Genomic DNA, 11,445 nt, shown 5'->3' with positions numbered 1-11,445 from the left:
TCCTCGCGAGGAAGCCGCTGAGAACCCGCGGGTGGTCGGGCTGCGTGCGTGGTCGGCGGCTCAGCGGCTGCGCCGCTGACAGGAGAACGACGAGGTCCGCTGCAAGATCAGCTCAGTTCGCGGTGAGCCGGGATCGGTTGGCGGCGAGGACTTCTTCGGAGAGTTCGGGGTCGGCCGCGGCGACGGCGCGGGAGACGACCAGGGCGCCGACGAGCTGGCAGAACAGGGCGACCGCCTGCTCGCGGGATTCCGCCGGGTCCGGTTCGGTGCCGGCCTCGTGCGCGGATTCGCGGACCAGGTCGGTGATGGTGTCGAAGTAGCCCGCGAGTCCTCGCTGGTACTGGGCTTGGGCCGCGGCGCCGTGGCGTCCGGCGTCGGCGGCCAGCGCGGCCGAGGCGCAGCCCGTTTCCGGGTGGTCGCGGTGGTCGGCGGTCAGGTACTGCTCGACCACGGCGTCCAGGGCGGCGCCGGCGGCACCGGGATGGGACTCGCGGATGGCGTCGAGCGCGGCCAGCGAGTCGGTGAAGCCGCGGGCGAAGACCTCCAGCGCGAGGTCCTCCTTCGAGGAGAAGTGGTTGTAGAACGCCCCGTGCGTCATCCCGGCGGCCTTCATCAGCTCGTCGATGCCGATCCCGTCGATGCCGCGCAGCCGGAAACCTTCGCCCGCCGCGCCGACGATCCGTTCGCGGTTGAGCTTCTTCTGCTCCTGCGTGATGCGTGGCACCTGGGCCTCCTCGGCGCGCGGGGCCCGTGTCGCGCGGCCCCGGTCGGCATGTCGCCCGGTCGATGATACCCGTCATCAAAACGAGCTCGACGTGCCTTGACAAGTATTGATGCGGATCGTCATCATTAATTTTGATGGCGATCGTCATCAAAAACTGGTGGGGCCGCACGCCCCACGCGCTCCGGGAGGACTCGTGCACTTCGGAACCATCGGAGCCGGCGCCATCGGGCAGGCCATCGCCGGTCACCTCGTCGCGGCAGGCCATCGCGTCGTCCTCAGCAACGGCCGCGGTCCGGCCTCGCTGCGCGGTGTCGTGGCACGGCTGGGCCCGTCGGCCACCGCGGGCACCGTCGCGGAAGCGGCCGCGGCCGACGTGGTGTTCCTCGCCGTGCGGTGGTCGGACATCCCCGCCGCACTGGCGGAACTGCCCGCGTGGAACGGCCGGATCCTGGTCGACACGACCAACCAGATGACCGGCGTGACGCCCGCTGACCTCGTCGACCTCGGTGCGGACACGGGCAGCGAGTTCGTCGCCCGGCACGCGCCGGGCGCGCGGGTGGTCAAGGCGTTCAACACGCTGTTCGCCGAGCACATCGCTCCCGACCCCCGGCACCCGGAAGGCCGTCGGCTGCTCTTCTACGCCGGGGACGACGCGGCCGCGAAGGCCGATTTCCACGCGGTCGCGGACGAGATCGGGTTCGCGCCGGTGGACATCGGGGCGCTGCGCGACGGCGGCCGGCTGATGCAGGTCGGCGGTCCGCTGTCCGCGCTGCACGCGCTCAAGCAGGGTTGAGGGGGAGCTGATGCAGGCACTCGCCTACCGGCAGGCCCATCCGCTGGACGCGTTCGCGATCGAGCCGGTCGAGGTCGCCGAACCGCGGCTGCGGGACGCGGACCTGCTCGTGGAGGTCCACGCCGTCGGGATCAACCCGGGTGAGGCGGCCGTCCGGCGGACCCGCAGCGCCGAAACCGGTGGACGGCTCGTCCTGGGCTGGGAATTCGCCGGGGTCGTGCGCGCCGTGGGACCGGCCACCGCGGGCTTCGCGGTCGGCGACCGCGTCCTGGGCACCGGGGACATGGCGCGCGACGGCGCCTGGGCGGAACGGGTCGCGGTGGACCACCGGGTGGTGGCGCTGATCCCGGACGAATTGCCCTTCGCCGACGCCGCGTCGCTGCCCATCGCCGGCCTCACGGCGTGGGAGGCGCTGTTCCGCGAGCACGACGACCTGGCAGCGGGAATCGACCGCGTGCTGGTCGTCGGCGGTGCCGGCGGGGTGGGCACGCTGGCGACGCGGCTGCTGAAGAGCAGGACGTCCGCGCTGGTCGCGACCACGGCCTCGCGCCCGGAATCGCGCGAATGGTGCACGGCGATGGGCGCGGACGTGGTCGTCGACCACACCGGGGACGTGCCCGCCCAGCTCCGCGCCGCCGGGATCGACCGCGTCGACCTGGTGCTGTCCACCGCGGGCACCGCGGGCAACCTCGGCTGGATCGCGGAGGTGCTGCGGCCGTTCGGCCACCTCTCCGCCGTCGACCTGACCGGCCCGCTCGACCCGATGCCGCTCGCGGCCAAGTCCCTGTCGCTGCACACCGAGATGGTGTTCAGCCGGATCACGGCCGGACTCGACGGGCAGGGCCGGATCCTCGCCGCGCTGGTGCAGGACGTCGTCGCGGGCCGGTTGCGCCCCATCGCCACCACGGTGCTGGACGGCCGCACCGCGGCGGCGATGCTGCGGGCCCACGAACTGGTCGAGAGCGCGCGGACGGTCGGCAAGACCGTGATCAGGTTCTGAGCTCGGCCCGCGCCGAACGATCACCACCGAACGATCACCACCAAACAGGAGACGGGAACGATGGGAAAGTTGATGGTGACCGGCGCGACCGGCCATCTCGGTCGGGCCGCCCTGCACCAGCTGCTGCGCAGCCAGCCCGCGGAACGGCTGGTCGGGCTCGCCCGCGACCCGTCCCGCGCCGCGGACCTGGCCGAGCGGGGCATCGAGGTGCGCCGCGGCGACTACTTCGACCACGGGTCGCTCGTCCGGGCCTTCGCCGGGGTGGAGCGGCTGCTGCTGGTCTCGGCCGTCGCGCTCAGCGACCGGAACGCGCAGCACTTCAACGCGATCGCCGCGGCGAAGCAGGCCGGGGTCGAGCACGTGGTCTTCACGGCCGTCCAGCGCGACGAAGGCTCGGACGTCCGGCAGCCCGGTGTCACGGACTCGGACGTCTTCGCCGAACAGGCGTTGCAGGCCTCGGGGTTGACCTGGACGGTCCTGCGGCAGCCGATCTTCCTCGACGTGCTGGGCACGAACCTGGGGGCCGACCCCTACCGGAACGGGGTGCGGGTGCCCGACGGCGCGGGCGCGGTGGCGCCGGCCCTGCGGCGCGACCTGGCGGCGGCGAGCGCGGCGGTGCTCACCGAGGACGGCCACGAGAACACGACCTACACGCTCAGCGGCAGCGAATCCGGCTCGTTCCGCGAGATCGCCGCCGCGCTGAGCGAGGTCCACGGCGCGCCCGTGCCGCACGTGCCCGTCGCGCCGGAGGACTACGTCGACGGCTTGATCGCCGAGCTGGGCGTGCCCCGCTCCCTCGCCGAGTTCATGGCGGAGTGGACCGCGGCGATCAACCGCGGTGAGTTCGGGGCGAGCACCGGTGATCTGGAGCGCCTCATCGGCTACCGTCCGACCGGTTACCGCGAGTTCTTCGCGCGGCACTACCCGCTGGTCGTCCCGGACGCCGAGCAGGCGGTCGCGGACTAGCGGCCGCGCCGGGAGCGGGAGCCGTCGAGCACGGCGGTGGCCTCCGTTCCCGGCGGTGGCATGAAGAAGGACTCATTGACAGCGCACAGGGCCTTTGCTCGGATAGAAAAGTGATCCCGCCGCTGCTGACCCGACGCCGCCACGTGGACTTCGTGCGCGTCGCGGCGCAGCGCTGTCGCGGCTGACGCCACTGCCCCGCGCGCGGGGTTCCGCCGCCGGGTTTCCGTCCCGTCGCGGGCGGTTCCTGCCGCAGCGCGCCCTGACGTCCTCCTTCGCACCCGTTCCGGAGAAGCCCGATGCCGCTCACGTTCCACTGGTTCCTGCCCACCTACGGCGACAGCCGCTACCTCGTCGGCGGCGGTCACGGGGTGAAGACCTCCACGGCGGGCGGGGCTCGCCCGGCGACGCTGGCCTACCTGGGGCAGATCGCGCGCAGCGCCGAGCAGCTGGGCTTCGAGGGCGCGCTGACGCCGACGGGCGCGTGGTGCGAGGACGCGTGGCTGTCCACGGCGATGCTCACCGAGGTCACCGAGCGGCTGAAGTTCCTGGTGGCGTTCCGCCCCGGCCTGCTGTCGCCGACCCTGGGCGCGCAGATGGCGGCGACCTACCAGCGGCACTCCGGCGGCAGGTTGCTGCTGAACGTCGTCACCGGCGGGGAGAGCCACGAGCAACGCGCCTACGGCGACTTCCTGGACAAGGACGGCCGTTACGCGCGCGCCGACGAGTTCCTGCACGTGGTGCGCTTGTTGTGGCGCGGCGAGCGGGTGGACTTCAGCGGCGAGCACGTGCGGGTGGAGGGCGCGGAGCTGACCCGCACGCCGGACCCGGTGCCGGAGGTCTACTTCGGCGGTTCCTCGCCCGCGGCGGGTGCGGTCGCCGCGAAGCACTCGGACGTGTACCTGACGTGGGGCGAGCCGCCGGCGAAGGTCGCCGAGAAGATCGCCTGGATCAAGTCGCTCGCCGCCGAGCAGGGCCGCACGCCGCGCTTCGGCATCCGGCTGCACGTGATCAGCCGGGACACCTCGGAGCAGGCGTGGGCGGAGGCACGGCGGCTGCTGGACGCGCTGGACCCGGCGACGATCGAGCAGGTGCAGCAGGGCCTGTCCCGCAGCGAGTCGGAAGGCCAGCGGCGGATGCTGGAGCTGCACGGCGGCAAGTCCGACGACCTGGAGATCTACCCGAACCTGTGGGCCGGGGTGGGCCTGGTGCGCGGCGGCGCGGGCACCGCGCTCGTCGGCAGCCACGAGGAGGTCGCGTCCCGCATCGAGGAGTACGCGGCGCTGGGCCTGGACGAGTTCGTGCTCTCCGGGCACCCGCACCTGGAGGAGGCGTACTGGTTCGGCGAAGGCGTGCTGCCGATCCTGGAGCGCAAGGGCCTGTGGCGGCACCCGGGCGCCCCGGAACCCGTTGCGGCGCAGGCGATCCCGTTCGCGGAGTGACCCCTTCGCCGGGTGATCTGCTCGGCCGGTGATCCCCTTCGCCGGGTGATCCCTTCGGCGCGTGATCTGCTCGGGCGGGTGAGCCGGTCGCCGGATGATCTTGTTCGGTGGGTGATCCGCTCGGGTGGTTGATCGGCTTCGCCGGGTGATCCCCTTCGGCGGGTGGTCTGCTTCGCCGCGCGATCCGGTTCGCCGAGCGCCGGATTTCGCCGGGAGATCCGGACCCGCACGGCAGATCCGGCGCGGACGCGTGTTCGTGCCGGACGTTCCTCCGTACGGTTCGAACATCGGGCGCGCGGAGGTGTTCGCCGTGGACTCGCCCGCTCGTTCTGGGGAGGACGTCGTGGGGTTGCTGCACGCCTACTACATGTCGAAGCTCGTGTCGGAAGCGAGGCGGGACCACGAGGCGGGGAGGCCGGTGTTCGTCGCCGGTTTCGACGTGAACCTCCGGCGAACGTCGATGCGGCAGGTGCGCCGCGAGATCGAGCGGATCGAGAAGGCGCTCGCCCCGATCGGCTGGCAGCTGGCCGACGTCGAGCAGTTCTTGGCGTCCGTCGAGCTCTCCTTCGTCCGGAGCTAGCCCGGAACCGCTGCACCGGGTCGTCGGAGATGTGGCCACGATGAGCGCCCAGCTGGATGCCCTGCTGGAGCACGCGGCGAAGGACAACGTCGTCCTTCAAGTGCTGGCGTTCGACGCCGGTGCGCACATCGGTCCGCAGGGGTCTTTCGCCGTCGTGCGATTCCCCGCGAACACCGGCGACATCGCATTCGTGGACACACCGCTGAGCGGCCGGATCGTGGACAGTTCGAGGGAGACCTCAGAGCTGTCCAGGCTGTTCGGCGAATTGCACCACTCTGCTCTGGATGTTGATCAATCGGTGGCGTTGGTGCGTGAACGGGCCGACGAGTTCCGACGTCGTCAGTGAGGAGCAGGGCGTGTCCGACGCGGGGTGGAAGAAGTCGTCGCGGAGCGCTCAGGGCAGCAACTGCGTCGAGACCGCTCGACGGGGTGGGTTCCCGGCGGTCCGCGACTCCAAGGACCCGGCGGGAGCGCACCTCCGGCTGTCCGATGCGGTGTTCGGCGGCTTCATCGAGCGCGTGAAGCAGGACGGCTTCCGCCGCTGATCACCGCCCGGTGGTGAAGTGGAGGTCTTCGCGGCGGAGCAGCAGGGTCGCCGTCGCTCCGATCGCGCCCGTCGCGACCAGGTAGCCGCACGCCAGCCACGGGGTGCCGTCGCCCGCCGCGAGCAGCGCCGTGACGATCAGCGGCGTGAGGCCCGAGGCGTAGATCCCGGAGAACTGGTAGATGAACGACATGCCGGTGTAGCGCAGCCGCACCGGCGACAGCTGGGCGTAGAACGTGCCCTGCGGCGCGTAGATCACCGAGTGCACCACGCCCAGCACCAGCACGATCACCACGCCGGTCAGCAGCGGGCTGCGCAGCTGGAACGCCAGGAACGCCGGGTACACCGACAGCGCGAACAGCGCCGAGCCGAGCGCGTACAGCAGCCGCGGGGAACGCCGGTCGCCGATCCGCCCCACCACGGGGATCAGCACGGCCAGCACCAGCGCCGCCGCCATCACGCCGATGAGCACGTCGTTGCGCGGCAGGCCGAGCGTGCCGGTCGCGTAGGTCAGGAAGAACACCGCCCAGGTGTTGAACGCCGCGCCCTCCGAGTACCGCGACAGCAGGCCCAGCACCGTGTTGCGGCGGGTCGCCCGGTCCCGGAACAGCTCCAGGAACGGCACCCGCGCGGTGCCCTGCAACTCCCGCATCTGCTGGAACGCGGGCGTCTCCGCCACCCGCAGCCGGATCACCAGGCCGACCAGCACCAGCACCAGGCTCAGCCCGAACGCGATCCGCCAGCCGTAGCCGAGGAACTGCTCGTCGTCGAGCACGTTGCCCAGCAGCGCGAACAACCCGGTGCCCAGGCCGAGGCCGAGCGCGAGGCCCACCTGCGGCCAGGAACCGTAGGACGAACGCTTGCCGGGTGGCGCGTACTCGACGGCCATCAGCACCGCCCCGGCCCACTCGCCACCGATCGCCAGGCCCTGGAACAGCCGCAGCAGCACCAGCAGCAGCGGCGCCCACATGCCCACCTGCTCGTAGGTCGGCAGCGCGCCCATCGCCGCCGTGGCCAGCCCCATCACGACCATCGTGGTGACGAGGGTGCGCTTGCGGCCGATGCGGTCGCCGATGTGGCCGAACAGCACGCCGCCCAGCGGCCGGGCCACGAACCCGACGAAGAAGGTGGTGAACGCCAGCATCGTGCCGACGGCCGGATCGGCGGTCGGGAAGAACAGCTTGTCGAACACCAGGCTGGCGGCGGTGCTGTACAGGAAGAAGTCGTACCACTCGACGGTCGTGCCGATGAGGCTCGACGTGATGACGGTGCGGACGTTCTTCGCCGACGAGCCGTGCTCGGCCGGCTCGGTCAGGGCGGTGGTCATGCTCGGCGGACTCCTGGCTGCGGCGGGGTGCGGCGCGCGGGCGCGGCCGGTGCGGGGGCGGTCAGGAGTCCGGACAGGCCGCGGACGCCACCCGCAGCAGATCCACGTGGTGGCGCGAGGTGAGCAGGGCCGGTCGCACGCGACGACGCTAGGAACGGCCGACACCGCTGTCAACGAACCGGTGTCGATGCCCACCTCGTCCCGGATGCTGGGATGCGGTCGCGTCCCCGCTCGCCGCCGGGACGGGGCGGAGGTCCCCGCGGGCCAGCGGGTTCGGGCGGATGCGGTGCGCGTCTGGGCGGACCGGACCACGTTGTGTCCACTGTGGATGGTCACTGTGGCGGATTCCACGCTTTCGGGCGCTAACTTCTCGCGCTCGGCCGACGACGATGAGTGCGGAACCGGAAAAAGCGCGGAAGGGGCACGACGTGGCAGGCGACCGACCGGAGAGTCGGCAATCGGACGACCGTGATCGCAGCGGCGGGGCACCGCCACCGATCACCCGAGTGGCCGCCACCTCGGCGAACCCGGGCAGCACCCCACCGCCGTCCCGATCAGCGGAAAGCGGGGCGCGGCAGGCGTGGCTGATCTGGGGCGCCGCCGTCCTCACCTACCTCGCGGCCGTGTTCCACCGCGGAACGCTCGGCGTCGCCGGCCCGCTCGCCATCGACCGGTTCGAGGTCGGGCCCGCCGCGTTGAGCGCGTTCACCGTGCTGCAGGTCGGGATCTACGCCGCCATGCAGATCCCCACCGGGCTCCTGGTGGACCGGTTCGGGTCCCGCCGCGTGCTCACCGCCGCGGTGCTGCTGCTCGGCTGCGGGCAGCTGCTGTTCGCCCTCGCCACCTCCTACCCGATGGGGCTGCTGGCGCGCGGCGTGCTCGGCGTCGGTGACGCGCTGACCTGGGTGAGCATCCTGCGGCTCGTGGCCACCCGGTTCTCCGCCCGCCAGTACGCGCTCGTCGCCACCTTGTCCGCCGCGGCGGGCGCGCTCGGCGGCGTCGCCGCCACCTTCCCGCTGACCGCGCTGCTCGGGGCCCTCGGCTGGACGTGGACGTTCCTGCTCGTCGGCGCGATCACCGCCGCCTACGCGGGCGTGACGACCGGCGTGGTGCGCGACGTGCCCGGCACCACCTCCGGCGCCGAGGACGCCGGCGCCATCCTGCGGAAGGTGCGGTCCGCTTGGTCGATCCCCGGCACCCGGCTCGCGTTCTGGGCGCACTTCGGCACCATGTTCGTGCCCAACGCGCTGAGCCTGCTGTGGGGTTACCCGTACCTCGTCGAAGGCGTCGGCGTGCCGCCCGCCACCGCGAGCGTCGTGCTCAGCCTGCTGATCATCGGGCAGGTCGCGGGCGGGCCGCTCGTCGGCGCGATCATCGGGCGGTTCCCCGCCTGCCGGATGCCGCTCGTGCTCGGCTACCTCGCGGCCAACGGGCTGACCTGGCTGGTGCTGCTGAGCTTCGCGCGGCCGCCGCTGGCCGTGGTGTGCGGGGCGTTCCTGGTGTTCGCGATGGGCGGGCCCGTCTCCAGCGTCGCGTTCGCGCTGGTCCGCGACTACAACCCGATCAGCCAGGTGGGCACCGCCACCGGCATCGCCAACGTCGGCGGGCACAGCGCCACCGCGCTCAGCGTGCTCGCCGTCGGCCTGGTGCTGCAGCTGGCGGGCGGCGGGTACCGGGTGGCGCTGCTCGCGCTCGTCGTGGTGCTGCTGCTGAGCGCGTTCCGCACCGCGGTGTGGTGGCGCCGGGTGCGCGCGGCCGTGCTCACCGCGCAGGACCGCGGGGACCAGGTGCCGGTGGTGCTGCGCCGCCGCCGCTGGGACCTCCAGGACGACCCGGCCCCGGTGGTCGCGACGCGCTGATCACCCCGGCTGAACGGCCCGCCCGACCGGCCGTGCGAGCCGTCCGGCCTGCTGATCGCCGCAGGTGATCGGCCCGAGCGGGGACCGCCTCCGGCGAGCGGTCCGTTCGGCAGGGAGGCGGGCCGTTCACCGCGTGCGGGTCGCGCGCCACGTGGTGGGGGAGACGCCTTCGCGGCGCAGGAACGCGCGGCTCAGCGCGGTGCCGGTGGGGTGGCCGACGCGCACCGCGATCTCCTGCACGCTCAACGAGGTCTCCCGCAGCAGCGCCTTCGCGCGGTACGTCCGCCACGCCGCCAGGTAGCTCAGCGGCGTGTCGCCGGTCCGCTCCTTGAACAGCGCCGCGAACGCCGACCGCGACATCCCGGCCACCTGCGCCAGCGACCGCACCGTCCACGGGTGCGCCAGGTCCGCGTGCAGCGCCCGCACCGCACCGGCCAGCCGCGGATCCCGCAGCGCCGCGACCCAGCCGACGGTGCCGCCGCCGACGTCCGCGCAGCAGGCGCGCACCGCCTGCACGAACAGCACGTCGGACAGGCGGCTCGTGACGAACCCGGAGCCGAGCCCCGCCGCCGCGGACTCCCGCGCGATCAGGTCGAACGTGCCGCGCAGCAGCTCGCCGGCCACCGTGTCCAGGCGCAGCCGGAACAGCGGCGGCAGCAGCCCGAACAGCGCGTCCGCGGCGACCGCGTCGAAGCTGAACCGGGCGGACACCAGTTCGGTGAGCTCCCCGTCCCCGCCGAACCGGACCGCGCCCTCGCAGTCCACCAGCGGGCGCCCCGGCTCGTCCTGCAGCGCGAACTCGGTGCCCGCGCGCACCAGGACGCAGTCGTCCGCGGTCAGCCGCACCGGCTCGGGCAGGCTCGCCCCGGTCAGCCAGCACGATCCGGTGGTGATCAGCACCAGCCGCGCCACCTGCCGGGAGCGGAACGCGATGCCCCACGGCGCGCGCGCCGCCATCCGCACGTACCGGGACTCCTCGATCCGCATGGTGGCGAGGAGGTCGTCTACCGGGTCCACGCGCCGCCCCTGGACGAACTGCACCGAATCACGGACGGAAGGGTACGTGCCGTCCAGCAGTGCCGGGCTACGGTCGAGGGCATGGGACGACTGATGCGCACGTTCGAGGTGTCCGGGGACGGCGGACCGCTCCGGCCGCGGGAACGCCCGGTGCCGACCCCGGCCGCCGGGGAGGTGCTGGTGCGGGTCCGGGCCCGCTCGATCAACGCCCGCGACCTGCGGATCGTGGCAGGGCGCTACTCGATGCCGGTGCCGCCCGGGCGGATCCCGCTGTCCGACGCCGCGGGCACCGTCGACGCGGTCGGCGCGGGCGTGCGCGGCTTCCAGGTGGGGGACCGGGTGATGAGCACCTTCCACCCGGAGTGGCTGCACGGGACGCTCGACGGCTGGGGCGAGCTGTACGGGGTGCAGCGCGACGGATGGCTCGCCGAGCACGTCGCCGTCGCCGAGCACTCCGTGCTACCGGTGCCGGAACACCTGTCGTTCGAGGAGGCCGCGACGCTGCCCTGCGCCGCGCTCACCGCGTTCTCCGCGCTCGACGGCATCGGCGCCGGTGACTCGGTGCTGCTGCAGGGCTCCGGCGGCGTCTCCATGTTCGCGCTGCAGTTCGCCCGCCTGGCCGGGGCGCGGGTGCTGATCACCACGTCCGGCCCGGTGAAGGCGCGGTGGCTGCGCGAGCTCGGGGCCACCGAGGTCGTCGACCGCACCGCCGTCCCGGAATGGGGCGACGAGGTGCGGGCGCGCACCGGGGGACGCGGCGTGGACCGGGTGGTGGAGATCGGTGGGGCCGGGACCATCGGGCAGTCGCTGCGCGCCCTCGCCCACGGCGGGCTGATCTCGCTGGTCGGGAATCTCGCCGACGGGGCGGGCCTGGACCTCGGGGCGTTCCTGGGCCGCGGGGCGACGCTGCGGGCCATCGCGGTCGGCAGCCGCAGCGACTTCGAACGGATGATCCGCGTCCTCGAACAGCACCGGCTGCACCCGCTCATCGACCGGGCCTTCCCCTTCGACGAAGCCCCCGACGCGTTCACCCACTTCGCCACCAAGGACACGATCGGCAAGGTCATCATCGGGGACTGAACTCGACTGTTGCCGAACTCGGTTCGCGGAGCACCGAGGTGGCGGAACCTCAGCGGTTCCCTCGCTGCGGGATCTTTTTCCCGAGTGGCTCCGCCACGAGGGAAAAAGCTGTCCTC

The 11,445-nt window shown here is 72.8% G+C and carries 13 protein-coding genes; 9 read left to right on the top strand and 4 right to left on the bottom strand.

What is annotated here, in order from left to right:
- Positions 1-112: 112 nt before the first annotated feature.
- The gene (locus tag LCD35_RS14675; protein WP_224958236.1) at positions 113-724 is read right to left on the bottom strand and encodes a TetR/AcrR family transcriptional regulator; all 612 of its coding nucleotides are present in this window, start codon (positions 722-724) and stop codon (positions 113-115) included.
- Between the two features lie 193 nt (positions 725-917).
- On the opposite strand from LCD35_RS14675, the gene LCD35_RS14670 reads away from it, so the two are divergent.
- The 7 genes from LCD35_RS14670 to LCD35_RS14640 all read left to right on the top strand — a co-directional run bounded on the left by LCD35_RS14670 (position 918) and on the right by LCD35_RS14640 (position 6,047).
- Positions 918-1,517: an NADPH-dependent F420 reductase gene (locus LCD35_RS14670; protein WP_224958237.1), complete on the top strand. Its 600-nt coding sequence runs from the start codon at positions 918-920 to the stop codon at positions 1,515-1,517.
- Positions 1,518-1,527: 10 nt separating this feature from the next.
- The gene (locus tag LCD35_RS14665) at positions 1,528-2,517 is read left to right on the top strand and encodes an alcohol dehydrogenase catalytic domain-containing protein (RefSeq protein ID WP_224967953.1); all 990 of its coding nucleotides are present in this window, start codon (positions 1,528-1,530) and stop codon (positions 2,515-2,517) included.
- A 60-nt stretch (positions 2,518-2,577) separates the two neighbouring features.
- Complete coding sequence (locus LCD35_RS14660; RefSeq protein WP_224958241.1) at positions 2,578-3,483, top strand: SDR family oxidoreductase; 906 nt, start codon at positions 2,578-2,580, stop codon at positions 3,481-3,483.
- Positions 3,484-3,779: 296 nt separating this feature from the next.
- Positions 3,780-4,922, top strand: coding sequence for an LLM class flavin-dependent oxidoreductase (locus LCD35_RS14655; RefSeq protein ID WP_225044339.1), 1,143 nt, complete (start codon positions 3,780-3,782; stop codon positions 4,920-4,922).
- A 256-nt stretch (positions 4,923-5,178) separates the two neighbouring features.
- Complete coding sequence (locus tag LCD35_RS14650; RefSeq protein WP_224958245.1) at positions 5,179-5,502, top strand: hypothetical protein; 324 nt, start codon at positions 5,179-5,181, stop codon at positions 5,500-5,502.
- 10 nt (positions 5,503-5,512) lie between these two features.
- Positions 5,513-5,848 (top strand): Scr1 family TA system antitoxin-like transcriptional regulator, encoded by a 336-nt coding sequence (locus tag LCD35_RS14645; RefSeq protein WP_224958255.1) that lies wholly within the window; start codon positions 5,513-5,515, stop codon positions 5,846-5,848.
- A gap of 10 nt (positions 5,849-5,858) precedes the next feature.
- Positions 5,859-6,047 (top strand): DUF397 domain-containing protein, encoded by a 189-nt coding sequence (locus tag LCD35_RS14640; RefSeq protein ID WP_224958247.1) that lies wholly within the window; start codon positions 5,859-5,861, stop codon positions 6,045-6,047.
- On the opposite strand, the gene LCD35_RS14635 is transcribed toward LCD35_RS14640, so the two are convergent.
- On the bottom strand, positions 6,048-7,373 hold the full coding sequence (locus LCD35_RS14635; protein ID WP_224958249.1) for an MFS transporter: 1,326 nt from the start codon (positions 7,371-7,373) through the stop codon (positions 6,048-6,050).
- Between the two features lie 61 nt (positions 7,374-7,434).
- Positions 7,435-7,512, bottom strand: a complete 78-nt coding sequence (locus tag LCD35_RS30740; RefSeq protein ID WP_373690084.1) for a putative leader peptide — start codon at positions 7,510-7,512, stop codon at positions 7,435-7,437.
- 445 nt (positions 7,513-7,957) lie between these two features.
- On the opposite strand from LCD35_RS30740, the gene LCD35_RS14630 reads away from it, so the two are divergent.
- On the top strand, positions 7,958-9,232 hold the full coding sequence (locus LCD35_RS14630) for an MFS transporter (protein ID WP_224977890.1): 1,275 nt from the start codon (positions 7,958-7,960) through the stop codon (positions 9,230-9,232).
- Between the two features lie 126 nt (positions 9,233-9,358).
- On the opposite strand, the gene LCD35_RS14625 is transcribed toward LCD35_RS14630, so the two are convergent.
- Positions 9,359-10,249, bottom strand: a complete 891-nt coding sequence (locus LCD35_RS14625; RefSeq protein WP_224958251.1) for an AraC family transcriptional regulator — start codon at positions 10,247-10,249, stop codon at positions 9,359-9,361.
- 81 nt (positions 10,250-10,330) lie between these two features.
- Here LCD35_RS14625 and LCD35_RS14620 point away from each other — a divergent pair, with 81 nt between their 5' ends.
- Positions 10,331-11,329 carry an NAD(P)-dependent alcohol dehydrogenase gene (locus tag LCD35_RS14620; protein ID WP_224977887.1) on the top strand — a complete coding sequence of 333 codons (999 nt, stop codon included), beginning with the start codon at positions 10,331-10,333 and terminating at the stop codon, positions 11,327-11,329.
- The last annotated feature ends 116 nt before the right edge of the window (positions 11,330-11,445 follow it).

This window comes from Saccharopolyspora sp. 6V (genome assembly GCF_020176785.1).
GTDB classification, from domain to species: Bacteria; Actinomycetota; Actinomycetes; order Mycobacteriales; family Pseudonocardiaceae; genus Saccharopolyspora_C; species Saccharopolyspora_C gregorii.
The sequence above is the reverse complement of the archived record's forward strand: the minus strand, read 5'-3'. Positions and strand labels throughout refer to the sequence as shown.

What these genes read in the sequence shown, in the direction of transcription:
- LCD35_RS14660 (WP_224958241.1), top strand. Translation starts at nt 2,578, where the DNA reads ATGGGAAAGTTGATGGTGACCGGCGCGACCGGCCATCTCGGTCGGGCC.
- LCD35_RS14655 (WP_225044339.1), top strand. Translation starts at nt 3,780, where the DNA reads ATGCCGCTCACGTTCCACTGGTTCCTGCCCACCTACGGCGACAGCCGC.
- LCD35_RS14665 (WP_224967953.1), top strand. Translation starts at nt 1,528, where the DNA reads ATGCAGGCACTCGCCTACCGGCAGGCCCATCCGCTGGACGCGTTCGCG.
- LCD35_RS14635 (WP_224958249.1), bottom strand. Translation starts at nt 7,373, where the DNA reads ATGACCACCGCCCTGACCGAGCCGGCCGAGCACGGCTCGTCGGCGAAG.
- LCD35_RS14620 (WP_224977887.1), top strand. Translation starts at nt 10,331, where the DNA reads ATGGGACGACTGATGCGCACGTTCGAGGTGTCCGGGGACGGCGGACCG.